The organism is Lichenicoccus sp. (assembly GCF_965276875.1).
Classification (GTDB): Bacteria; Pseudomonadota; Alphaproteobacteria; order Acetobacterales; family Acetobacteraceae; genus Lichenicoccus.
Genome location: NZ_OZ255701.1, coordinates 128,641 through 151,018, shown reverse-complemented (window position 1 = coordinate 151,018; position 22,378 = coordinate 128,641). Strand labels below are relative to the sequence as shown.

24 protein-coding genes are annotated in these 22,378 nt (G+C 67.0%); 13 read left to right on the top strand and 11 right to left on the bottom strand.

Annotation, left to right across the window (positions count from 1 at the left end):
- Positions 1–71 precede the first annotated feature (71 nt).
- Together ACQY4K_RS00780 and ACQY4K_RS00775 are read left to right on the top strand one after the other, a co-directional pair.
- Complete coding sequence (locus tag ACQY4K_RS00780; RefSeq protein WP_428392582.1) at positions 72–713, top strand: ankyrin repeat domain-containing protein; 642 nt, start codon at positions 72–74, stop codon at positions 711–713.
- Between the two features lie 18 nt (positions 714–731).
- The gene (locus tag ACQY4K_RS00775; protein WP_428392580.1) at positions 732–1,580 is read left to right on the top strand and encodes an SPFH domain-containing protein; all 849 of its coding nucleotides are present in this window, start codon (positions 732–734) and stop codon (positions 1,578–1,580) included.
- On the opposite strand, the gene ACQY4K_RS00770 is transcribed toward ACQY4K_RS00775, so the two are convergent.
- Both ACQY4K_RS00770 and ACQY4K_RS00765 read right to left on the bottom strand, forming a co-directional pair.
- Complete coding sequence (locus ACQY4K_RS00770) at positions 1,568–2,647, bottom strand: NAD(P)H-dependent flavin oxidoreductase (RefSeq protein ID WP_428392578.1); 1,080 nt, start codon at positions 2,645–2,647, stop codon at positions 1,568–1,570. The genes ACQY4K_RS00775 and ACQY4K_RS00770 overlap by 13 nt on opposite strands.
- Complete coding sequence (locus ACQY4K_RS00765; RefSeq protein WP_428392576.1) at positions 2,628–3,869, bottom strand: aspartate kinase; 1,242 nt, start codon at positions 3,867–3,869, stop codon at positions 2,628–2,630. Before ACQY4K_RS00765 ends, ACQY4K_RS00770 begins: the two co-directional genes overlap by 20 nt.
- 121 nt (positions 3,870–3,990) lie before the next feature.
- On the opposite strand from ACQY4K_RS00765, the gene ubiG reads away from it, so the two are divergent.
- On the top strand, positions 3,991–4,719 hold the full coding sequence (gene ubiG, locus ACQY4K_RS00760) for a bifunctional 2-polyprenyl-6-hydroxyphenol methylase/3-demethylubiquinol 3-O-methyltransferase UbiG (protein ID WP_428396257.1): 729 nt from the start codon (positions 3,991–3,993) through the stop codon (positions 4,717–4,719).
- Between the two features lie 16 nt (positions 4,720–4,735).
- Here ubiG and ACQY4K_RS00755 read toward each other — a convergent pair whose 3' ends face one another.
- From ACQY4K_RS00755 to grxC, 3 genes are read right to left on the bottom strand one after another with little or no spacing between them, the layout of a single operon-like run.
- Positions 4,736–5,191 carry a DUF2147 domain-containing protein gene (locus ACQY4K_RS00755; protein WP_428392575.1) on the bottom strand — a complete coding sequence of 152 codons (456 nt, stop codon included), beginning with the start codon at positions 5,189–5,191 and terminating at the stop codon, positions 4,736–4,738.
- The gene (locus tag ACQY4K_RS00750) at positions 5,178–5,630 is read right to left on the bottom strand and encodes a DUF1178 family protein (protein WP_428392573.1); all 453 of its coding nucleotides are present in this window, start codon (positions 5,628–5,630) and stop codon (positions 5,178–5,180) included. The genes ACQY4K_RS00755 and ACQY4K_RS00750 overlap by 14 nt, the downstream gene beginning before the upstream one ends.
- 10 nt (positions 5,631–5,640) lie before the next feature.
- Entirely contained in the window at positions 5,641–5,901 is a 261-nt protein-coding gene (gene grxC, locus ACQY4K_RS00745) for a glutaredoxin 3 (RefSeq protein ID WP_428392572.1), read from the bottom strand.
- 165 nt (positions 5,902–6,066) lie between these two features.
- Here grxC and ACQY4K_RS00740 point away from each other — a divergent pair, with 165 nt between their 5' ends.
- The 4 genes from ACQY4K_RS00740 to yghU all read left to right on the top strand — a co-directional run bounded on the left by ACQY4K_RS00740 (position 6,067) and on the right by yghU (position 10,483).
- Positions 6,067–8,322, top strand: coding sequence for a hypothetical protein (locus ACQY4K_RS00740; RefSeq protein ID WP_428392570.1), 2,256 nt, complete (start codon positions 6,067–6,069; stop codon positions 8,320–8,322).
- A complete protein-coding gene (locus ACQY4K_RS00735; protein ID WP_428392568.1) occupies positions 8,303–8,743 on the top strand; it encodes a hypothetical protein in 441 nt (146 codons plus the stop codon). Before ACQY4K_RS00740 ends, ACQY4K_RS00735 begins: the two co-directional genes overlap by 20 nt.
- 72 nt (positions 8,744–8,815) lie before the next feature.
- A complete protein-coding gene (locus ACQY4K_RS00730) occupies positions 8,816–9,514 on the top strand; it encodes an SDR family NAD(P)-dependent oxidoreductase (protein ID WP_428392567.1) in 699 nt (232 codons plus the stop codon).
- Positions 9,515–9,589: 75 nt separating this feature from the next.
- A complete protein-coding gene (yghU, locus tag ACQY4K_RS00725; protein WP_428392565.1) occupies positions 9,590–10,483 on the top strand; it encodes a glutathione-dependent disulfide-bond oxidoreductase in 894 nt (297 codons plus the stop codon).
- 43 nt (positions 10,484–10,526) lie between these two features.
- Here yghU and ACQY4K_RS00720 read toward each other — a convergent pair whose 3' ends face one another.
- Entirely contained in the window at positions 10,527–11,291 is a 765-nt protein-coding gene (locus ACQY4K_RS00720) for a ComF family protein (protein WP_428392563.1), read from the bottom strand.
- An 81-nt stretch (positions 11,292–11,372) separates the two neighbouring features.
- Here ACQY4K_RS00720 and ACQY4K_RS00715 point away from each other — a divergent pair, with 81 nt between their 5' ends.
- Positions 11,373–12,254, top strand: a complete 882-nt coding sequence (locus ACQY4K_RS00715) for a methyltransferase domain-containing protein (protein WP_428392561.1) — start codon at positions 11,373–11,375, stop codon at positions 12,252–12,254.
- Here ACQY4K_RS00715 and moaA read toward each other — a convergent pair whose 3' ends face one another.
- Positions 12,255–13,283, bottom strand: a complete 1,029-nt coding sequence (moaA, locus tag ACQY4K_RS00710) for a GTP 3',8-cyclase MoaA (RefSeq protein WP_428392559.1) — start codon at positions 13,281–13,283, stop codon at positions 12,255–12,257.
- Between the two features lie 11 nt (positions 13,284–13,294).
- Positions 13,295–13,477: a DUF3553 domain-containing protein gene (locus tag ACQY4K_RS00705; protein WP_428392557.1), complete on the bottom strand. Its 183-nt coding sequence runs from the start codon at positions 13,475–13,477 to the stop codon at positions 13,295–13,297.
- Positions 13,478–13,570: 93 nt separating this feature from the next.
- On the opposite strand from ACQY4K_RS00705, the gene ACQY4K_RS00700 reads away from it, so the two are divergent.
- The 5 genes from ACQY4K_RS00700 to ACQY4K_RS00680 are packed head-to-tail and all read left to right on the top strand — an operon-like array spanning position 13,571 to position 18,919.
- On the top strand, positions 13,571–16,123 hold the full coding sequence (locus ACQY4K_RS00700; protein ID WP_428392556.1) for a chemotaxis protein CheW: 2,553 nt from the start codon (positions 13,571–13,573) through the stop codon (positions 16,121–16,123).
- Positions 16,124–16,138: 15 nt separating this feature from the next.
- Positions 16,139–16,624 carry a chemotaxis protein CheW gene (locus tag ACQY4K_RS00695; RefSeq protein ID WP_428392554.1) on the top strand — a complete coding sequence of 162 codons (486 nt, stop codon included), beginning with the start codon at positions 16,139–16,141 and terminating at the stop codon, positions 16,622–16,624.
- Positions 16,621–17,025, top strand: a complete 405-nt coding sequence (locus ACQY4K_RS00690) for a response regulator (protein WP_428392552.1) — start codon at positions 16,621–16,623, stop codon at positions 17,023–17,025. The genes ACQY4K_RS00695 and ACQY4K_RS00690 overlap by 4 nt, the downstream gene beginning before the upstream one ends.
- Positions 17,022–18,074 carry a protein-glutamate methylesterase/protein-glutamine glutaminase gene (locus ACQY4K_RS00685; RefSeq protein WP_428392550.1) on the top strand — a complete coding sequence of 351 codons (1,053 nt, stop codon included), beginning with the start codon at positions 17,022–17,024 and terminating at the stop codon, positions 18,072–18,074. Before ACQY4K_RS00690 ends, ACQY4K_RS00685 begins: the two co-directional genes overlap by 4 nt.
- Positions 18,071–18,919 (top strand): CheR family methyltransferase, encoded by an 849-nt coding sequence (locus tag ACQY4K_RS00680; protein ID WP_428392548.1) that lies wholly within the window; start codon positions 18,071–18,073, stop codon positions 18,917–18,919. Before ACQY4K_RS00685 ends, ACQY4K_RS00680 begins: the two co-directional genes overlap by 4 nt.
- An 8-nt stretch (positions 18,920–18,927) precedes the next feature.
- Here ACQY4K_RS00680 and ACQY4K_RS00675 read toward each other — a convergent pair whose 3' ends face one another.
- From ACQY4K_RS00675 to galU, 3 genes are read right to left on the bottom strand one after another with little or no spacing between them, the layout of a single operon-like run.
- Positions 18,928–20,016: a glycosyltransferase family 61 protein gene (locus tag ACQY4K_RS00675; RefSeq protein ID WP_428392546.1), complete on the bottom strand. Its 1,089-nt coding sequence runs from the start codon at positions 20,014–20,016 to the stop codon at positions 18,928–18,930.
- Positions 20,003–21,412 (bottom strand): phosphoglucomutase/phosphomannomutase PgmG, encoded by a 1,410-nt coding sequence (gene pgmG, locus ACQY4K_RS00670; protein WP_428392544.1) that lies wholly within the window; start codon positions 21,410–21,412, stop codon positions 20,003–20,005. The genes ACQY4K_RS00675 and pgmG overlap by 14 nt, the downstream gene beginning before the upstream one ends.
- The gene (gene galU / locus ACQY4K_RS00665; protein ID WP_428392542.1) at positions 21,412–22,314 is read right to left on the bottom strand and encodes a UTP--glucose-1-phosphate uridylyltransferase GalU; all 903 of its coding nucleotides are present in this window, start codon (positions 22,312–22,314) and stop codon (positions 21,412–21,414) included. The genes pgmG and galU overlap by 1 nt, the downstream gene beginning before the upstream one ends.
- Positions 22,315–22,378: the final 64 nt, after the last annotated feature.

Below are 22,378 nucleotides of genomic sequence, written 5' to 3'. Positions count from 1 at the left end.
ATCGGCTCGCTCCTGTCCTATTCAAACGACCCATCGTCGAGACCCAATTTCGAGACAGAGTGATGAAACCATTGGCGGTCCACAGATTCTCGTTGTGCCTGCGTCCAAAACCCGCCGGCTGGCTCGTGCTGTCGCTGGCCCTGGCACCCTGTCTGGCACCCTTGCAAGCCGCGCACGCGCAGCTCAGCATGGGCGGTGGTCAAGGCGGCGGCGGCGGCGGGGATGACGCCGCGTCCGCCGAGGCAAGCGCCACCGCTAAGGCAAACGCGCCGCCGCCCGCGCTACCCGGGGCCGTATCGAGCGATCCCGACGCGCCGACGTCGCATGCGCCGCTGGATGTGAACCCCACCACCGCCTTATTCGATGCGATCGACCGCGGCGACCTGACCGCGGCCAAGGATGCGCTGTCGCGCGGCGCCGAGTTGCAGGCCACCAATGTGCTGGGACAAACCCCGATCGACATGTCGATCGACCTCAGCCGCAACGACATCACCTTCCTGCTGCTGTCGATGCGCAACGCCGACCAGGGCGGCGGCGCGCAGCTCGCCCAGGTCAACGTTCAGGCGGGTGGTGTTGACCGGGTGGGACATCTCGCCATCAGCGCGCATGGCACGCACCCGGTCGAACGCGCCTCGTATGCGGTGTCGCCGGAGGCCGCGGCCGGTGGGGTCGCCAAACCGGAGATCGGCTTCCTCGGCTTTGGCGGAACCTGACGCCGCTCGCGCGGACACGTGAACCGCGCGCCGAACCCGATTCCGATCCTGCTGGCAGCGTTGCTGCTGGCGGCAGCCGCCGGCTGCTTCCTCGTACTGCATCAGCTGGCACTGACCGCGGTCCTGGTCCTGGCCGCGATCCTGCTGCCGCTGGCACTACGCATAACCCGTGAGTGGGAGCGCGCGGTGGTGCTGCGCGCCGGCAAGCTGCAGGGTATGCGCGGGCCGGGACTGTTCTGGATTATTCCGGTGGTCGACAGCGTCGCCGGCGTCGTCGACCTGCGCATCCAGACCATCTCGATCACCACCGAGAAGACGCTGACCCGCGATACCAGCCCGGTCGATGTCGACGCCATCGTGTTCTGGAAGGTGCATGACGCGCTGCTGGCGATCACCGCGCTGCGCGACTACGCCACCGCGGTGTCGCTGGTGGCGCAGACCAGCCTGCGCGAGGTGATCGGCGCCAGCGATCTCGGCGTGCTGCTGGAGGACCGCAGGCGGATCGACGAATGGCTGCGTGAGGCGATCGCCGCCAAGACCGTCGCCTGGGGAGTCACTGTCCAGGCCGTCGAAATCCGCGACGTGACGTTGCCGGCGAGCCTGCAGGATGCGATGAGCCGCCAAGCCCAGGCCGAGCGCGAGAAGTCCGCCCGGGTGACCCTGGCCTCGGCCGAGCGGCTGATGGCGATCGAACTGGAGCAGGCGGCGGCGACCTACGATCGCTGTCCGACGGCGCTGCAGATCCTGCAGATCAATCGGGTGTTCGAGATGAACAAGGATCGCGGTGCGACGATCCTGATGCCGACCACGATGGCCGACGCGATGGGCCGGGTGCTGAAGTCAGCGCCCCCAACTCAGGACGGCTGAACCCGGCGCGTCAGGGCGGCGACCGCCTGATCGACAAGCTCGGCGATGATCTCCGCCACCGGCCGTATTGCGCTCACCATGCCGACCGACTGTCCGGCCATTACCGAGCCGGTCTCGACATCGCCGTCGATGACCGCGCGACGCAGGGCCCCGGCCCAGAAATGCTCGATCTCGAGTTGTGCCGCCTCGCGGGTCAGCGCGCCTTCCTGGAAGCGGCGCAGCGTCTCGGCCTGGTGGGCGAGGAAACGCCGGCCGCCCTCGTTGGCCAGCCCACGCACGGGAATGACCGGGAAGCGTGCATCGAGCTGCACCGAGGGCAACGCATCGCGGGCGGAAGCGCGCACGAACGCCGCCTTGAAGTTCGCATGCGCGATGCTCTCGGAGGCGGCGGCAAAGCGGGTGCCGAGCTGCGCCCCCGAGGCGCCCATCTCCAGCATGCCCAGGATCGCATCGCCGCGCCCAAGGCCGCCGGCGACAAACACCGGCAGGTCGCGGACATGCGGCAGAATCTCCTGGGCCAGCACGGTCAGCGACACCGGGCCGATATGGCCGCCGGCCTCGGAGCCCTCGATCACCAGCGCATCCGCGCCGGACCGCGCCAGGCGCTTGGCGAGCACCAGCGCCGGGGCAAAGGCAATCAATTTGGCGCCGCCATCCTTGACCGCTCGCACCGCACTGCCGGGGGGAATGCCGCCGGCGAGCACGATATGACCGACACCGGCTTGCAGACACACCCCGATCAACGCGTCGAGCTGGGGATGCATGGTGATTAGGTTGACGCCGAACGGCCGGGTGGTCAGCGCCTGGGTGGCGGCGATCTCGGCTTCGAGCAGCGCCGGGCTCATCGCCCCACAGGCGATCACGCCGAAGCCGCCGGCGTTTGAGATCGCCGAGACCAGATGGCGCTCGCTGACCCAGCTCATCGCGCCACCCATGATCGCGACCTCGCTGCCGAGGAAGTCGCGGCCACGCGCCCACAGCCGGTCAAGCGTCGCGCGCGCTGCCTCATCATCGCGGTTTGAAGCGGCGGGAATCGCCTGGAGCCGGTCAGCCAACGTCGAGGCCATAGGCACCATGCAGGGCGCGAACCGCCAGCTCGGTATATTCGAGGCCGATCAGCACGCTCACCTTGATCTCGCTGGTCGAAATCACCTGGATGTTGATCGAACGCTCCGACAGCGTGCGGAACATGGTGTTGGCGACCCCGGCATGGCTGCGCATGCCGACGCCGACGACGCTGATCTTGGCGACCTCGGAATCGGTCAGCAATTCGCCGTACTGGATCACGCCGCGAGCCCCCTCCAGCACCTTGATGGTGCGGGCGAGGTCGCTCTTGGATGTGGTGAAGGTCATATCGGTGCTGCCATCCGCGCCGGTGCTCTGGACGATCATGTCGACATTGACATGGGCGTCCGCAAGCGGTCCGAACACCGCGGCGGCCACGCCAGGGCGGTCCGGCACCCGACGCACCGTGACTTTCGCCTCGTCGCGCGAATAGGCGATGCCGGCCACTATTTCCTGTTCCAAGATCTCGTCCTCGTCGACCACCAGCGTTCCGGGCAGCCGGCCCTCCTCGGGCGCTGCCAGTTCGGCGAAGCTGGACAGCACCTGTACTCGAACCCGCTGCTTCATGGCCAGTTCGACGCTGCGGGTCTGCAGCACCTTCGCCCCCACCGAGGCGAGCTCCAGCATCTCCTCATAGGTGATCCGGTCGCGCTTGCGGGCGCGCGGAACAATTCTTGGGTCGGTGGTGTAGATGCCGTCGACGTCGGTGTAGATGTCGCAGCGGTCCGCATCCAACGCCGCAGCGAGGGCGACCGCCGAGGTATCCGACCCGCCGCGTCCAAGGGTGGTGACACGGCCGTTTGGCCCGACACCCTGAAAACCGGCGACCACCGGCACCTGTCCCGCCTGCATGCGTGCGATCAGGGTGCTCGCCTCGACGCTCTCGATGCGGGCCCTGCCGTGCGCATCGTCGGTGCGCAGCGGGATCTGCCAGCCCTGCCAGGAGCGCGCCTCGACGCCGAGCATCTGCAGGGCGATGGCGAGCAGGCCGGCGGTCACCTGCTCGCCGGTGGCCACCACCGCGTCGTATTCGCGCGCGTCATGCAGCGGCGAGAGCGCCTGGCAGTGGCCGACCAGCTGGTTGGTGACGCCGGCCATCGCCGAGACCACGACCGCCACCTCGTCGCCGGTCGCAACCTGGCACTTGATTCGGGCGGCGACGCTGCGGATCCGGTCGAGATCGGCTACCGAAGTGCCGCCGAACTTCATCACGATTCGAGCCATGCGGTTTCCGCCAGGCCTTCCAGGAAGGGACAGGGTGTGCCAGAGGGACGGCGACGTCGATGCCGCAGGTCAGTTGGCGGCTCACATAGCTTCGTCTCAACCAGGCGGCAACATGCAAGCGATGCAACCCGCACTCCTCTCGCCGGCAGGGTCCGTCTCGCCCGCCGAGATCGCGCGCTTCGGCGCCCTGGCCGCGCAATGGTGGGACCCGAACGGCCCGATGCGTCCGCTGCACCAGATGAACCCGCTGCGGGTGCGCTGGATCGATCAGGCATTGGGACAGCGCCGGCTTGGAGGCAGCGCCGCCCCACTCCTGCTCGATCTCGGCTGCGGTGCCGGCCTCGCCAGCGAGGCGCTGGCTCGTCGCGGCTACGACGTGCTCGGCGTCGATGCGTCGCCCGAGGCGATCGCCGCCGCCCAGGCCCACGGCGCCGGCGTGGCCCGATTGCACTACCGCTGCGCCACCGCCGAGGCACTGGTCGCGGAAGGCCGGCACTTCGATGCGGTTGTGGCGCTCGAGATCATCGAGCATGTCACCGATCCGGCGGCGTTCGTGGCCCTGCTGGCGCGCCTGCTCACACCAAGCGGGGGCGCGATCGTGATCTCAACCCTGAACCGGACCTGGCGCTCGCTCGCCGCGGCCAAGATCGGTGCCGAGTACGTGCTGCGGCTGCTGCCGGCGGGCACGCATGACTGGCGCAAATTCGTGACCCCGGCGGAACTTGGCCGTTATGGCAGCCAGAGCGGACTGCGGATCGCGCGGGCGAGCGGGATGGTGCCATTGCCGGGAGGCTGGCGGGAAAGCCGTGACATGGCGGTGAACTATATCGCGCTGCTGTCGCGCCAATGATCTCAGCGCGGCGAGCTCAGCGTGGCAGGTGGCAGTCCGGGCCGATCGCGCCGCCATAGCGTGTCCAGCGCTGCGTCTCGCCGAACAGCGGTAGCAGCAGGTAGCCGCGCAACTTGAGGACGCCGGGCCGCGGCGACCAGATTGCCGCATGGTAGCGTCGGCCAGTATGCGGATCGAGGATCCTGCCGGTCCAATGGCTGGGCTCATCCGAATTATTCCTGAAGCCTGTCAACATCAGAAGTCCGCATTGCGGCGCACCGTGATCGTCGGTGGGCATGGCGCCTTCATAGCGCATGCCCACCAGACGCCCGCACAAGGCGTCGCCGCATGGCTCGATGTCGAATACGCCGTCATGATCCTGGCTCAGCCAGCGCCCAAGCGGCGCCGGCGCATCGCCGCGTGCGGCCGCCGCACCGCTGATCGCGACCAGGACAAACAGCGCGAGCAGCCAGACGTGGCTAGCCGTCCGCACGTGGCAACCAGGGGACTTGCATCGTCTCGATGCCTTCCTCGGCCAGCGTCTCGCGCTGCGCCGGGCTCGCCTGTCCGTAGATGCCGCGTTGCATGGTCTCGCCTTGGCGCTGCGCACGGTGCAAGCGTCGCGCCGCTTCGGCGAACCCCTCTCCGACATCGTCGCACTGCCGTTCAATTTCGGCGCGCATCCGTTGCAGGGCCGCCCGGAGCTGATCCGGCACCATGACCTCGGCGGACGGCGAATCGTTTGTCCCCGAGGCTACCGGCGGTCGCCCGGAGCGGACCGCAGGGGCCATCACGGCACGCTGTACCGACCCGCTGCCGCATTGCGGACAGCTCAGCAGCCCACGGTCGGACTGCTCATCAAAGGCAGCACTATCGCGAAACCAACCCTCGAACCCGTGATCCCGGTTGCACCGGAGCAGATAGTGGATCATCGAGGTCTAATCAGGCCGCCTTGAGCATGCTGTCGAGTTCGCCGCGTCCGTCCAGCGCCACTAGGTCGTCGCAGCCTCCGATGTGTCGCCCGTCGATGAAGATCTGTGGCGCACTGGTGCGTCCGCCGGAGCGCTGCCTGGCCTGCTCGCGCTCCGGCGACCCTCCAGGCGCGTTGATCTCCTGGAAATCGACCTTCTTGGCGCGCAACAGCGCCACCGCCCGCGCGCAGAACGGGCAGCCCGCCTGGGTATAGATCTCGATCTTCGGCATTGGGCTCTCCTTGTCAGTCAAGATGGCTCTTAGCATGCTTTAGGGTCGTACCGGTCCGCCGCCGCGACAAGTCCCCCGCCGCGTCGCCGTCTTGAGCCGCGGGTCCGCATGCACTAACCACGTTGGTGGCCCAGGTCGGGGGCCTCGCCAGCATCCGGGACGCGTATGGCAGAAAGCAGGACGCTCGCCGTCTTCACGATCTGTTCCAACAACTACGTGCCCGCCGCGCGTGTCCTGCTGCAGTCGGTGCGGCAGTTCCACGCCGAAGCGGACCTGTATCTCTGCCTCGCCGACGAGATGATCCGCATGCCCGGCCTGTATGACGCGGCCTGGACGATCGTCGAGGCCCGCAGCCTGCCGATCCGCGACTTCGCGGCGTTTGCCTTCCGCTACGACATCCTGGAGTTCAACACCGCTCTCAAGCCATTCATGTTCCAGCATCTTCTCGAACAATGCGGCTACGACGCCGTGCTCTATTTCGACCCTGACATCGAGCTGTTCCGCCCCCTGGACGAGGTCACCCAGCCTTTGGCAGAGGGAGCCTCCCTGATCCTGACGCCGCACATGTGCGCGCCATGCGAGAGTCCGGCCGAGCCGAACGACCTCACCATCATGCGTGCGGGCATCTATAATCTTGGCTTCCTCGGTGCCGCGCGCTGCCAGGAATCGAGCGACGTGATCGCCTGGTGGGCGCGCCGCCTGCGCTACGAATGCGTCAACGCGCAAAGCGAGGGGCTCTTCGTCGACCAGAAATTCATGGATCTGGCGCCGGCCTTCGCGGCCGCGGCGCATATCTGCCGCGACACGACGATGAACGTGGCCTACTGGAACCTGCGGCAGCGGGCGCTCGGCGGGACGGAGGGTGCCTGGACCGTCGACGGAGCGCCGCTCGGCTTCTTCCATTATAGCGGGTTCGACCCGGAGCAACCGGCGCGGCTCTCCAAATACGACACCAGGCTCGACGGCGCGATGACCGAGCCGCTGCAACGACTGACCGAATCCTATGCCACAAAGCGGCTCGCCTGCGGCCATGGCAGCGTCTCGGCCGCAACCTATGCCTATGGCCGCTTCGCGTCAGGGACTGCCATCCATCCCCTGGTGCGGCGGATGTTCCGACAACACCAGCTCTGGCCGCAGGACCCGTTCGACACCTACGAAGCCTACCTGCACGAGCGCTGCCCCGGAACCTCACGTGCCGACCCGGGGCGGATCGTGACCAACTTCATGCAATTCCTGCACGGTCACTTCCCGCATCTGCATACGCGGCTCGACCTGGCCGAGCCGGCGCCCGTGCGCGAGCTGGTCGACTGGTTCGTGATCCATTCGGCCAATGACCTCGGCTTCGACCTGCCGTTGATCGAACCCGCGGCCGAGCGCCTCGCGACAAGGCGCGATCGCCGGTATCCGGCGCGTCACGATGGCGGCACGCGAAGCGCCGCCGCGGACGCTGCACTCGACGAGCAAATCCGCCTGGCGCTGGCCGCCGGGCGTGGCCGCGAGCAAATCCATCTGTTCGAGGCGCCGGCGGAGCCAGAAGGCCAACCCGGGTTTCTGAGGGTGGGCATCCCGCTATGGCATCTCGCTTGCTTTCCCGAGGATTGGCTGGTTCGACTGAATGAATTGGACGAGGTCTGGGCACCCAGCCGCTTCCTCCAGACGGCGCTGGCGGGCCGCCTTGAATGTCCGGTCGTCACGGTGCCGCTCGCCTTCGAGAGCACCGCCCGCGTCCCGCGCCCGCGCCACGCACTCGGGCTGCCGGAGCACCGCTTTCTGTTCTTCGCCAGCTTTGATTGTGGCAGCTGTCCAGACCTTGAGAAGACCCTGAGCCGTGAGAACCCGCACGGCGCCATCGCGGCCTTTCGCCGGGCCTTTCCGCGCGACGGCATGGCCGGACTGGTGTTGCACGGCGCGGGTCCCGAGCTCGCACCCGACCGCATCGAGGCGCTGCGCGCGCTCGGCGACGGTCATCCTGATATCTTCCTGCTGGAAGGCAGCCCTGGCGGACACGGGAGAGCGTCTTTGATCGGCGCGACCGACGCGTTGCTCTCGTTGCATCGCAGCGAGGGGGTGGCATCGCTGTGCGCCGAGGCGCTGCGCGCGGGCAGGCCGGCCATCGCCACCGGCTACGCCGCAACGCGCGAGCTCCTGACCGAGCGCACCGGCTACCCTGTCGGCTTTCAACTCATCCCGGTGGCAAAGGCGGTCTATCAACCCGCGACACAGCAGAGCTGGGCCGAGCCGGACATTGCGCACGCAGCCTGGCTCATGCAGAGACTGTTTGAGGAGCCGGGGCGGGCAATGAAGCTGGTCAGCAACGGTCGTGCCCTGTTGCAGCGCGATTACAGCCACAACCAGGTTGCCGCCGTGCGGCGGCGTCGGCTGCAGTGCCAGGAGGCCCCGCGTGAGAGACGGCGCGCTTGAGCGTCAGGCCTATGCGGACTGCGACAGGGCGCTCCGTCTGGCGAGCCATGCCAATCAGGCGCTGCAGGTCGATCTTGATCGATCGATTGCCGAGATGGTGGCGCTCCGGCAGACCGCCATCCGCCTGAACGGCGAACTGGACGACAGTCTGCGGCAGGCGCGTGCAGACCGCGAGCAGTTGCACGAAGCGACCGAGCAACTGCATGCGGCGACGGCGCAAATTGCCCAGCTCACCGCGATGATCGGCCTGCTGACCGAGCGCGCGGCGACGGCGGCCGGCGAGACGGCAACGCTGCTCCAGCATCGTGACGAGGCAGAGCGGCTCCGCCAGTCGAGCTCATGGCGGATCACGCGTCCGCTACGCGCGGTCGTGCGGCCGACGCGTACGCTGCGCACCCTGTTTCGCCGAGGGCTGGATTGATGCAAATGCGACTGGCATGGTCCGGGCCAGCGTTGTTGACGACTGTGGCGCCGACTTCAGGAGACGCTTGTATTGCCTCAGGACCTCAAGACCGCCCTGATCGTCGGCGCTGGAGTGGGCCTCAGCGGGTCGCTTGCGCGCAAGCTTTCCGCACTTGGCTGGCAGGTCGCACTCGCCGCGCGCAACACGGGCAAGCTTGACCCTCTCGTCAGCGAAACCGGCTCGCGGAGTTTCGCCTGTGACGCCGCCAATGCAGAGGACACCGCTCGCCTGTTCAGCGCGGTGCAGAGCGCGTTCGGCGTGCCGGACTTGGTCGTCTATAATGCGAGCGGACGCGTACGCGGCCCGCTGATCGACCTCACCCCCGCCGAGGTTGAGCGCGCGCTTGCGGTCACCGCATTCGGAGGCTTTCTTGTCGGTCAGCAGGCGGCGCGTCTGATGCTGGGGCGTGGCTCGGGCGTTATCCTGTTCACCGGCGCCTCGGCGAGCGTAAAAGGCTATGCGCAGTCCGCTCCGTTCGCGATGGGCAAGTTTGCCCTGCGCGGCCTGGCGCAGAGCATGGCACGCGAACTCGGACCGCAAGGCATCCATGTCGCACACATCGTCATAGACGGGGGTATTCGCAGTGCTGTCCGATCCGTCCCCGGGGACCGGCTCGATAGCCTGCTCGACCCTGACGCGATCGCGGACTCATACCTGCATCTGGTCGCCCAGCCACGCAGCGCCTGGACGCATGAGATTGAACTCCGACCCTGGACCGAGCGCTTCTGATCCGGTCCGATCGTCATCGCGCGACGGGCCGTCACCCATGTCGCCATCCAGGGCGCCAAACACGGGAGCCGATCAATGACAGCCGATGCAGCCTATACGCCACCGAAGGTCTGGCAATGGCAGAAGGAGAACGGCGGAAAATTCGCGAGCATCAACCGGCCGGTCTCCGGCGCCACGCACGACAAGGCGCTGTCGGTCGGCCGCCATCCGCTGCAACTCTACTCGCTGGCGACCCCGAACGGCGTCAAGGCGACCGTGATGCTCGAGGAGTTGCTGGAACTCGGACACACCGACGCGGAATACGATGCGTGGCTGATCCGCATCGGCGACGGCGACCAGTTCGGCAGCGGCTTTGTCGGCGTGAACCCGAACTCAAAAATCCCTGCGCTAATGGATCGCAGTGGCCCGGAGCCGATCCGGATCTTTGAATCAGGCGCGATCCTCCTCTACCTAGCCGAGAAATTCGGCGCCTTCCTGCCGACCGAGCCCGCAATTCGGGCAGAATGCCTCTCATGGTTGTTCTGGCAGGTTGGCAGCGGCCCCTATCTCGGCGGCGGCTTCGGGCATTTCTATGCTTATGCGCCCACCAAGATCGAGTACGCCATCGATCGCTTCGCCATGGAGGTGAAGCGGCAGCTGGATGTGCTCGAAAAGCATCTTGCCGACCATGCCTACCTTGCCGGGGATGACTACACGATCGCCGATATGGCCGTTTGGCCCTGGTATGGCGGCGTGGTGAAAGGCTTCCTCTACGAGGCCGGGGAATTCCTGCAGGTCCAGGATTACGTCAATGTCCTGCGCTGGTCCGATAAGATCGGCGCGCGGCCCGCGGTGCAGCGCGGACGCATGGTCAATCGTGTGACCGGCGAACTCTCGTCTCAGTTGCACGAGCGCCACGACGCATCCGATTTCCAGACCAGGACCCAGGACAAGCTTCAGACCACCGAGACGGATGAGGGCGGCGCATAGCAGGAGCAGGGACGTACCAGTGTCCCTGGCCAGTGTCCCTGGACTAGGCCGTTGCGCGCGCAGCGCGGGCCGCGACCAGCAAATCCACCGATGTCGCACCCGCAGCGAGCAGTGCCTCGGTGCAGACCGCTGCGGTGGCACCGGTGGTCAGCACGTCGTCAACCAGAACGATCCGGCGCCCCCGCAGCAGTGCTGCGCGGGAGTCTCTGATGGCGATGGCGTCAGCAACGAGTGCTGCGCGTTCCTCGCGCGCGGAGGCCGCGAGACTCCGTGTCGAGCGGGTCCGCTCAAGCCCGTCCACCAGCACCGTGCGCTGCGACAGACGCCCGACATGCAAGGCGAGCAACGCCGCCTGGTTGTAGCGTCGCGAGAACAGCCGCTTGCGGTGTAGCGGCACCGGCAGCAGCAGATCCGCCTGGCTCAGCAGTGCCGCCCCGGCGCGTGCCATATGAAGTGCCAGGAACCGGGCATTCTCGGTTCGATCCGCGTATTTGAGCGGCAGGATCAGGTTTTTGGAGAAATCATTGTAAGCCAGGGCCGCGCGTGCCCGGCTCCAGACAGGGGGCGCTTCAAGGCACCCCGGACACACCCGCGACAGGCCGGCCTCGCCGGTACTGGAGAAGCCGACGCCGCAGCGTACGCAGCTCGGCTCGACGATGAACGCGGCACGTTTGAAGCAGTCCGCACAGAACCGGCCGACATCGCCGACGACGACGTCGCAGGTCGGACATTGCGGCGGTAGGACGAGGTCGAGCATGACCCGACCACTCGCCAAGGTCAGCGCCGCCAGAGCATTGATCGATCGCACATACAACCATAACGTGTATGTCAGCCATGTGCAAGCCAAACACCCCTTGCAAGCGCGCCTACGCCGCGCACATGCAGCACTATGCAAGACAGCGTCATCTTCGACCGCGCCGCGGTCCGGCTGCATCGCGACCGTGCGGCAGGTAGCGTGCAGACGGTGAACGAGGTCCTGCACGCCGCAAGCGCCCGGCTGCTCGACCGTCTCGATGACGTCACCCGCCGGTTCAGCCGCGCCCTCGATGTCGGCGGACGCGGCGTGGTGGCGCCGGCGTTGCGGGCGCGCGGCATTGAGACCGTGTCCTGCGACCTCTCCAGCCCGATGCTGTCGCTCTCCGGCGGTCCCGGTGTCGTCGCCGACGAGGAATGGTTGCCGTTCGGACCAGGCAGCTTCGACCTGATCGTGGCCAGCCTGTCGCTGCACTGGGTCAACGACCTGCCCGGGGCGCTGGTGCAGCTTCGCCACGCGCTCAAGCCGGACGGCCTGTTCCTCGCCAGTATCCCGGTCCTGCCGACATTGTCGGCGCTGCGTCAGGCGATGCTGGACGCGGAGCTTGCGACCACCGGCGGCGCCTCGCCGCGGGTCTCGCCGTTTCCGGAGCTGCGCGACTGCGCCAACCTGCTGCAGCGTGCCGGCTTCGCCCTGCCGGTTGCCGATGCGGACACGCTGGAACTCGCCTATCGCTCGCCGCTGGCGCTGCTGCGCGACCTGCGCGCCGCGGGCGAGGGCAATGCGGTCATGCTGCGCGACCGCCGCACGCCGCCACGAGACCTGTTCGCCAGGGCGGCCCATGCCCTGTCCGAGCCCTTGCCGCTCCAGGTCGAGCTGCGCCTCGCCATGCTGACCGGCTGGTCGCCCTCACCCGATCAGCCCAAACCCCTGCGTCCCGGGCAGTTCACCATTCCGCTCGCTGAGGCGCTCGAAGACCGCACGGATGCCCTGCTCGGACAATCCGGGCCGGCCTGACTATCCTCCCGTGGCACTCATGTGACGGGCAACGCCACGCGCCTCTCCGCGCCGGCCGATGATGAAATCATGGCCCTTTGGCTTGCGCGCGATGGCTGCGCGGATCGCTTCCAACAGACCCGCCTCGTCGGCACCGGCCCTGAGCGGCGCACGCAGGTCCGCGGCATCGTCCTGGCCAAGACACATATAGAGCATGCCGGTGCAGCTCAGGCGCACCCGATTGCAGCTTTCGCAGAAATTATGGGTCATCGGGGTGATGAAGCCGAGGCGCCGGCCGGTCTCGGCAATATGGACGTAGCGCGCCGGGCCGCCGGTTCGATACGGGATTTCCTCGAAGCTCCAACGCTGCGCCAGACGCGCGCGCACCAGCGACAGCGGCAGATAGCGGTCGGTACGGTCCTCGCCGGTATCGCCCATCGGCATCGTCTCGATCAGACAGAGATCCGCCCCGATTTGGCCGCACCAGGCGATCAGGTCATCGAACTCGTCCTCGTTGACGCCGCGCATGGCAACCGTGTTGATCCGCACCGCAATACCCGCCTGCCGTGCTGCGGCAATGCCGTCGAGCGTGCGCGAAAGGTGGCCGACCCGGGTGATGGCGGCAAAGCGCGCCGCATCGAGCGAGTCGAGACTGACATTGATCCGACGCACGCCGGCTGCTTGCAGAGCGGCGGCATGCGCCGCGAGACGGCTGCCGTTGGTGGTCAGCGTGAGCTCGTCCAGCCTTGGCTGGCCCGCCGCACGGCCCAGCCAGCCGCCGAGTGCGGTCATGAAGCCGTCAACACCGCGCCGCACCAGCGGCTCGCCGCCAGTGATGCGCAGCCGCCGTACGCCCGAGCGGATGAAGGCGGCGCACAGCCGTTCGAGTTCCTCGAAGGTGAGCACCTCCGCCCGCGGCAGAAAGGTCATCTCCTCGGCCATGCAATAGACGCAGCGCATGTCGCAGCGGTCGGTCACCGAGACGCGCAGGTAGCTGATATGTCGCCCGAACGGATCGATGACGGGCGGGAAGTCATCACGCGTGATCATGGCTGCTGGTTCTAGGGCTGGATGTCGAGCGCGACCAGGGCCGCGTTGATCAGCACCTTGCCGCGATGCTCGAAATTGACCGTAACCCGGTGGCCGACCACCGATTGCACCTGACCTGCCCCCCATTCGGGGTGCTGCGGGTGTGAAACCCACTGACCCGGCGCAAACTCCGTTTGAAGCGGCGCGTGCGGCATATGCAACCTCCTGCCTGCTACGTTTACGAAATGTTCAGGCCGCTGCCTCAGTCTCTGCTCATCCGCACCACCCGTAACGCATGGAGCACCGGCTTGGACGATCTGCTCGCCGATTTCGTGACCGAGTCTCTGGAGAGCCTCTCCGAGCTTGATCTCGCACTGGTTCGGCTTGAACGCTCCCCGGAAGACCAGCCGACGCTCTCCTTGATCTTCCGGCTGGTCCATACGATCAAGGGCACCTGCGGCTTTCTCGGCCTACCGCGCCTGGAGAAGGCGGCACATGCCGCGGAAACCGTCCTCGACAAACTCCGCAATCGCGCGCTCCAGGTCGATTCCGATGGGATCGGCCTGATCCTGAGCGCCATCGACCGCATTCGCATGATCGTCGACACGCTCAGCCGCGGCCAGGGCGAACCGGATGGGAACGACGCGGATCTGATCGCAGCACTGGAGGATTTCGCCGCGGGCCGCGGTGTCAAGCCGGCCCTCGTCGCCGAACCTGCCGCCGCCATTGCCCCGTCCCCCGCCTCTCCTGCCCCGCCGCCGCCTCACCCTCCCTCGTCAGCCAACGCCGTCGAACCCGTGTCACAGCCCGAGTCGCCAAACCGCAGCCAGACCATCCGGGTCGGCGTCGACATGCTCGAAAACCTGATGACGCTGGTGAGTGAGCTCGTACTCACGCGCAACCAGTTGCTGCAGATCCTGCGCAGCGGCCGGGGCACCCAGACCGGGGCGGGAGCAAACGCCGAAAGCAGCCTTGCCACGCCCATGCAGCGCCTATCGCAGCTCACCTCCGATCTGCAGGAGGGCGTGATGAAGACGCGCATGCAGCCGATCGGCACGGCCTGGAACACACTGCCGCGCCTGGTCCGAGATCTGTCGCATGACCTCGGCAAAAAGATTGTCCTGGTGACACGCGGCGCGGATACCGAGCTCGACCGGCAGGTGCTCGAGCTGATCAAGGATCCGCTCACCCACATGATCCGTAACAGCGCTGATCACGGGCTCGAACCAGCCGCCGAGCGCAAGCGTGCCGGCAAGCCGGAAGCAGGGACCATCACGCTGGACGCTCGCCACGAGGGCGGCCACGTCGTGATTGAGATCAGCGACGACGGCCGTGGCCTCGATCCCGCCAGGATCGGCGCGCGTGCGCTCAGCCAAGGTCTGGTCGGCGAAGACAAGCTGCGGCGCATGAGCGAGGAGGAAATCCGCCGCTTCATCTTCCATGCTGGCTTCTCCACCGCCGCCGCGGTCACCTCGGTCTCCGGGCGCGGCGTCGGCATGGATGTGGTCAAGACCAACATCGAACGCATCAACGGCACCATCGACCTGAATAGCCGGGTCGGTCGCGGCTCGCAGTTCCTGATCAAGATCCCGCTGACGCTGGCCATCGTCTCCGCCCTGATCGTCGGCACCGCCGGCGAGCGCTTCGCCATCCCGCAGATCTGCGTCGTGGAGATCGTGCTACCCGGCGCGCAGCCGGACATGGTGCTGGAGACCATCGACGGCGCCCAGGTGCTGCGCCTGCGCGACCGGCTGCTGCCGCTGGTCTCGATGTCGCGCATTCTCAAGCTCGAGATGGACCGGCCGGAGGCCGAACGGATCGTCGTGGTGGTCTCGGTCGGCAAGCAGCGGCTCGGGCTGATCGTCGAGCACGTCTTCGACACCGAAGAGATCGTGGTCAAGCCGGTGGCTCCGGTGATCCGTCAGATCCCGTTGTTCAGCGGCAACACCATCCTGGGCGACGGCTCCGTCATCATGATCCTGGACCCGCTCGGGATCGCGCGCGAGAGCAGGATCTCGGACGGTTCGGACAGCGAGAGCGTGCGTGCGCACGCGGCCTCAAACGAGGCGGCCGAGTGCTGCGACCTGCTGCTGGTGCATGCCGGTCCCGGCGCGCAGAAGGCATTGCCGCTGGCCCTGATCGCACGCCTGGAGATGATCCCCCGCGCGCGGCTGGAAGTCACCGGGGCTCGCCTTGTCACCCAGTATCGTGGCGGCCTGATGCCACTGGTGGCGCTCGATCCCGCCATCGCCGGCGATAGCGAAATCCAGGCGGTCCTGGTGATCAGCGACAACGGCCAGCATATCGGCCTGATGGTCGACAGGATTCTCGATGTCGTCAGCGCTACCCTCAACATCGTCGTCGCCAGCGATCGCCTGGGCCTGCTCGGCACCGCCATCATCGACGGCAAGGCAACCGAGGTCGTCGATGCCGCACATTGGCTGACACAGGCGTCCGAAGGCTGGTTCAAGCCGACCGTCGCCGCCAAGGGCCGTCCGCGCGTCCTTGTCGTCGAGGACAGCGACTTCTTCCGCAACCTGTTGGTGCCGAGCCTCTCCGCCGCCGGCTACGACGTCACCAGTGCTGCGACTGCCGAAAACGCCCTGGCCATGCGCGACGCTGGTCGTCGCTTCGATGCCATCGTCTCCGACATCGAGATGCCGGGAATGAACGGTCACAGCTTCGCGCGCAAAGTGCGCGAGGGCGGCAGCTGGGCCGACCTGCCGATGCTGGCGCTGAGCAGCAGCGACGATGTGCAGGCCGGCCGCGACGCCGGCTTTACCGACTACATCCGCAAGTTTGAACGCGAGACCCTGCTCGCCAGCCTCGAGCAATGCCTGGCGCATCCCGTGACCGCCTGAGGGAAGACACGCACCATGACAGCCGAAACCAGACGCGCAGCCGACGACGAGACCCGCGAGCGGCGCGAGCAGGGCTTCCTCACATTGACCGTCGCGGGACAGCTCTGCGGCGTGCCGGTGCTGGCGGTTCGCGACGTGATTGCCGACAGCGTCGTGACACGCATCCCCCTGGCTCCCCCGGAGATTGCCGGCAACATCAACCTGCGCGGCCGCATCGTCACCGCGGTCGACCTGCGGCGACGGCTTTCGTTGGCGGCGGCGCCGAGCGGCTCGAAGCTGGTCGCCGTCGTCGCCGAGGAGGCAGGCGGCGGCTATGCGTTGCTCGTCGATCAGGCGCTGGAGGTTCTGAGCCTCGACCTCAACGACATCGAGACACCGCCGCCGACGCTCGGCGCGGGATGGCTAGAGTTCTCCACCGGCATCTTCCGCCTGCCTTCGCGGCTGATGGTGGTCCTCGATATCGGGCGCCTGCTCTATCTCGAAAGCAAGGCTGCCGCATGATGGACAATCCCAGCATGGCCGCCGCCCGGCGCGTCCTGGTGGTCGACGACAGCCGCGTCGTACGCAAGATCGCACGAGGCATGCTCGAGACGGCCGGCTTTGCCGTCGATGAGGCGGGTGACGGCGCCGAGGCCCTGAACCGTTTGCGCGCGTGCCCCGTCGATGCGGTTTTGCTCGACTGGAACATGCCAGTCATGAACGGCATCGAGTGTCTGCGTGGCCTGCGCGCCGAATTCGGCGACAACAACCCTGTCGTGATCCTGTGCACGACCGAAAACGATCCCGGCTTCATCGTCTCGGCGATCGAGGCTGGCGCCCAGGAATACATCATGAAGCCGTTCGACGAGGCGATCCTGCTCGGCAAGTTCGCGCAGCTCGGGCTGCTGGGTGCTTGTGCATGAGCGGCACGCGCATTCGCGTGCTGGTGTGCGACGACAGCTTCACCATTCGCTCGATCATCGCCCGCATCCTGGGAAGCGATCCGGAGATCGAGGTCGCAGGCTTGGCCGCGGACGGCGCAAAGGCCGCCGAGGCATTGCGTGCGGGCAACATCGACGTCGTTGTGCTCGATGTCGAAATGCCGGTGATGGACGGGCTCACCGCACTGCCGCTGCTCCTGCGGATCGATCCCGGTGTGCGGATCATCATGGCCTCCGCACTCACCACGCAGGGCGGTGCGATCACCATGCGGGCGCTGGCCGCAGGTGCGGCAGACTACGTCCCCAAGCCCGCGGCGGCGCAGGCGGACGAGTTCGCCCGTGAAATCCTGACCAAGGTCAAGGGCCAGGCGCGGCTGCGTCGGCTCGGCGCCGCCATCGGGCGGCTGCCTGCCGCACCCCCACCGACGTTGACCTTGCAGCCGCAGCCGGCGCGGACGCCATTGCTGCTCGCCATCGGCAGCTCGACCGGTGGCCCACAGGCTCTGTTCGCCTTCTTCCGGGCCCTCGCCGCGCCGCTGCCGGTGCCGATCGTCGTCACCCAGCACATGCCGCCGCTGTTCACCCGCAGTCTCGCCGAGCATATCGAGCGGCAAGGGCCGCGCTCCTGCCGCGAGGCGGGCGACCGACAGCCCCTATTGCCTGACCACATCCTGATCGCGCCCGGGGACAGGCACATGACCATCATGGCCACCGAAGCAGGCCTGCGCATCCGGCTCACCGACGATCCGCCGGAGAACTCCTGTCGTCCAGCGGTCGATCCGATGTTGCGCAGTGCTGCCGTCGCCTGCCAAGGCCGTGTGCTTGCGGTCATCCTGACCGGCATGGGCCAGGATGGTCTGCGCGGCGGCAAGGCGGTGCTCGATGCCGGCGGCAGCATCCTCGCACAGGATGAGGCGAGCAGCGTGGTCTGGGGCATGCCGGGCGCTGTCGCTCGCGCTGGTCTCTGCCATGCCGTCCTGCCGATCGACGAACTGGCCCGCAAGGTCTCCAGCATGATGCGGGCCCGATGAGCGCTTTCGACGAAATCGCGGCTCTGGTGAAAGCGCGCTCCGGCCTCGCCCTCGGGCCGGAGAAGAGCTACCTGCTCGACACCCGCCTCGCCGCCATAACGCGCCGGCTCGGCTTGACCGGCTATGTGGCCCTGGCGCCGCGATTGCGCGTCGATCGCGCGCTCCAGGACGAGGTGGTCGAGGCGCTCACCACCAACGAGACCCTGTTCTTTCGTGACAACAAGCCGTTCGATCATCTTCGTCGCGAGGCTTTGCCAAAGCTGCATGCAGAACGGCCGGCGGGCATGGGCCTGCGGGTCTGGTCCGCCGCCGCATCGACCGGTCAGGAGGCCTATTCCCTCGCCATGCTGGTCAGCGAAATGGGCGGCGCCTTCGGCGGTCGGTCCGTGCAAATCCTCGGCACGGACATTGCGCGTGCGCCCCTGGCCCGCGCCCGCGAGGGCCTGTACAGCCAGTTCGAGGTGCAGCGCGGTCTGCCGGCGCGCCTGCTCGTCAAATATTTCACCAAGGAGGACGATTCCTGGCGGATCATCAAGCCGATCCGCGACATGGCCAGTTTCCGCGAGTGGAACCTGCTCGCCGACCCGTCAGTGCTCGGCCGTTTCGACATCATTTTCTGCCGCAATGTGTTGATCTATTTCGATCCGCCGACGAAGACGCGGGTGCTGGCCATGATCGCCTCCCGACTTCTGCCGGGCGGCCTGCTCTATCTGGGCGGCGCCGAGACGATCAACGGGCTCGGTGACAGCTTCCGCGCCGTGCCCGGGGAGCATTTTGTCTTCGAAGCCAATCCGCGTCCGACCCCGCAGCTGGTGCGCGGCGCACTCGTTCAGGTCGGCGCCTGAGCCAAGGCTCAGAGTGCTGCCGCCTCCTGGTCAAGCACCCGGCGAAAGGTGCGAAAGCCGATGTCGAGCGGGCGCTCCCAGCCGTCGCCGGGACCAGCCTGTACGCAGCGGATTTCGCGGTAATGCAGGCCACGCAGATTGGCGATGAACCAGAAAAACGTGTCAGGCATCGTCGCCGGCGCGAACAGCGCCGCGCGCGCGCCCGCGGTGGCGTAGATCAGGTTGGTCATCGCCGCACCCATGACGCCTGCGATCAATCGCGCATCGCGTAGCAGGCCGATCTGGCCGTCCAGGCCGAGGCTCCTGGTGTCGACGACGGTGAAGCCGCGCTCCTCGGCGAGGCGGCCCATATGGCTCTCGTCCTGGAAGCGCCGTCTGGCTCCGGCGCCGCGGCTGAGAAAGACGCGCTGGACGCCACTTCCTGCAACTCCATGCGCCAGGCGATCATGGCAGTCGCGCACCAGTGGCGACATGTAGCTGCCGTGCTCGGTCAATCCCTCGACCATGATCAGTTCGCGCACATGCACCGGCGCCGAACCGCTGACCCGCACCCGGGTGTCGGCAATACCAAGCCGACGCAGCGTCTCCATCACGATGCCGCCGAGATCCGGATCGTCGATGTCATGCACCAGGACGCCAATCCGTGTATCAGCGAGCCGGGTCAGCGTCAGATGCAGCGTCGGCAGCAGTTCAATCATCCAATGGCCGTAGTTGCTTGCACCGCGCTTCTTGCCGAGCACCAGGGGCAGGTCATGCCGTGCAATGGTCTCGCCGCCGATGGCCCGCCGGACGGCCCGTGTCGCGCGGTCGATCTGCTCGGACTCGTGCTCGCGCACACTATGCCGCAACAGGTCGCCGTCATGGGTGAAGACCAATCCCTCCTCGGCGACGTAGACGTCGCGCACGGTTCGCACCACGATGTCTCGCGGGGCGAATGCGCGCCGGTCCCAGGCTGCGCAGGCGAGCCTGACGTCGGGTGGGATCAGCTCGCCATCCACGAAGTCCGGCGGCTGCGTGGTAAAGCCAGGAGAGCGGCCCCGGATCAACACCGAGGCCGCGTCGGGCTCGACGAGCCGCGGGGCCTCAGTGGCCGGCATTGTCTCCGGAAAAATCAGGAGCGGCCAACCCGGACTGCTCGAGCTGGGAGGCGAGCACCGCGCGGAGCCGGTCGAGGCCGGCGGTGTCCGCGGCTTCCGCGCGGGCGACCAGAACCGCCTGGGTGTTGGAGGCGCGCAGCAGCCACCAGCCATCCGCCGTGCGCACCCGCACCCCGTCGATCGAGGAGACCTCCGCGCCCTCTGCCTTTAGCCTGGCCGCCACCTCCTCGACCACACCGAACTTGCGTGTATCAAGGCAGTCAAAGCGCAGTTCCGGGGTGCTGACGGTCCGCGGCAATGCCTCCTTGACCGCCGAGAGCGGCTGATCCAGGCGGGCGGCGATGCCGAGCAGACGCACCGCAGCATAGAGCGCGTCGTCAAAGCCGTACCATTTGTCGGCGAAGAACACATGCCCCGACATCTCGCCCGCCAGAGGTGAACCGGTTTCGGCCATCTTCGCCTTGATCAAAGAGTGGCCGGTGCGCCACATCAGCGGCTTGCCGCCGGCGCGGCTGACCTCGTCGAACAGGACCTGGCTGGCCTTGACGTCAGCGATGATGGTGGCACCCGGGTGCTCGCGCAGCACGTCGCGGGCCAGCACGATCAGCAATTCATCGCCCCAGAGGATCTGGCCCTTGTCGTCGACGACGCCGATCCGGTCGGCGTCGCCATCAAAGGCGATGCCGAGATCGGCGCCTTGTGCCGCGACCTCGGCGATCAGCTGTTCGAGGTTGCGCGGCACCGTCGGATCAGGGTGATGGGCCGGGAAGTTGCCGTCGATCTCGCCGTTGAGCACGGTATGCTCGCCGGGCAGCGAGCGCACCAGCCTGGCGAGTACCTCGCCGGCGGCGCCGTTGCCATTGTCCCAGACCACCTTGAGGATCCGGTCGCCACCGTCCCAATCGGCGATCAGGCGAGCGATATAGTCGTGCGCGATGTCGACGTGACGCTCGCCGCCTGTCGCTTGCTCCACCACGTCGGCACTGGCCGCGATCCGGCCGAGTTCGGCGATCTGCGCGCCAAAGAACGGCTTGCGGCCGAGCATCATCTTGAAGCCGTTGTAGTTGGCCGGGTTATGGCTGCCGGTGACCATCACGGCGCCGTCCGTCTGCAAGGTCGTTGCGGCGTAATACAGCATCGGCGTTGGGCCGCGTCCGACACGCAGCACCTCCATGCCGGACGCGCGGAGCCCGGCAACGAGGCTCTGCTCGAGCTCTGGCGAGGAGAGCCGGCCGTCGAAGCCGACCGCCACTGTACTGCCGCTGGCGCGCGCAACGATGGTGCCGAAGGCGCGGCCGACGGCAAACGCGTCCGCCTCACCGAGCGTCTCGCCCACGATGCCGCGAATGTCGTATTCGCGCAGGCTGGTCTGATCGAAATCATGCCGGAACGACATTACAGGCACTCGCAGTAGGGTTTGAGGAACGCGCGCACCGCCGGTCCGAGATCCTCGCGCTCCAGGGCGAAGGCGATCTGCGCCTCTAGGAAACCGACCTTGTCGCCGCAATCGAACCTCTTGCCCTCATAGCGGATGCCGTGAAATGGCACACGGCCGATCATCTTGGCCATCGCGTCGGTCAGCTGCACCTCGTTGCCGGCGCCGCGTTCGAGCTTGGCGAGGAACGGCATCACGTCTGCGGTCAGAACATAGCGACCGATGATCGACAGGTTCGATGGCGCGTCCTCGGGAGCCGGCTTTTCGACCAGGCCGGTCACCTCGACCATATGGCCGTCATCGGAACCGACGCGCAGGATGCCGTAACGATTGGTCTGCTCTGGAGGCACTTCCGAGACCGCAACGACATTGCCGCCGGTCAGGTGATAGGCGTCGGCGAGTTGCTTGAGACACGGTGTCTTGCTGAGGATGATGTCATCGGGCAGGAGGATGGCGAACGGATCCTCGCCGATAAAGGAGCGCGCGCACCAGATCGCGTGTCCCAGGCCCATCGGCTCCTGCTGGCGGACACTGACGATCGATCCGGGCTGCATGCTGGTGTCGCGCAGCGCATCGAGCCCCTCCTGCTTGCCGCGCTCGCGCAGCGTCGCCTCCAGTTCGTAGGCGATGTCGAAATACTCGACCAGCTCGGTCTTGCCGCGGCCGGTGATCATGCAGAACTGCTCGATACCCGCGGCGCGAGCCTCGTCTACCGCATACTGGATCAGTGGCCGGTCGACCACCGGCAGCATCTCCTTGGACATCGCCTTGGTGGCAGGCAGGAAGCGCGTCCCCAGGCCGGCAACCGGAAGAACCGCCTTTCGCAAAGGTTTTATCACGATCGCCTGCCTTCCGTTAGTCATTAAAAGGTTGTAAATCGTGCCACGTGATGGGCTTTACCGCAATGCGGATCGGGCCCTGTCAGAG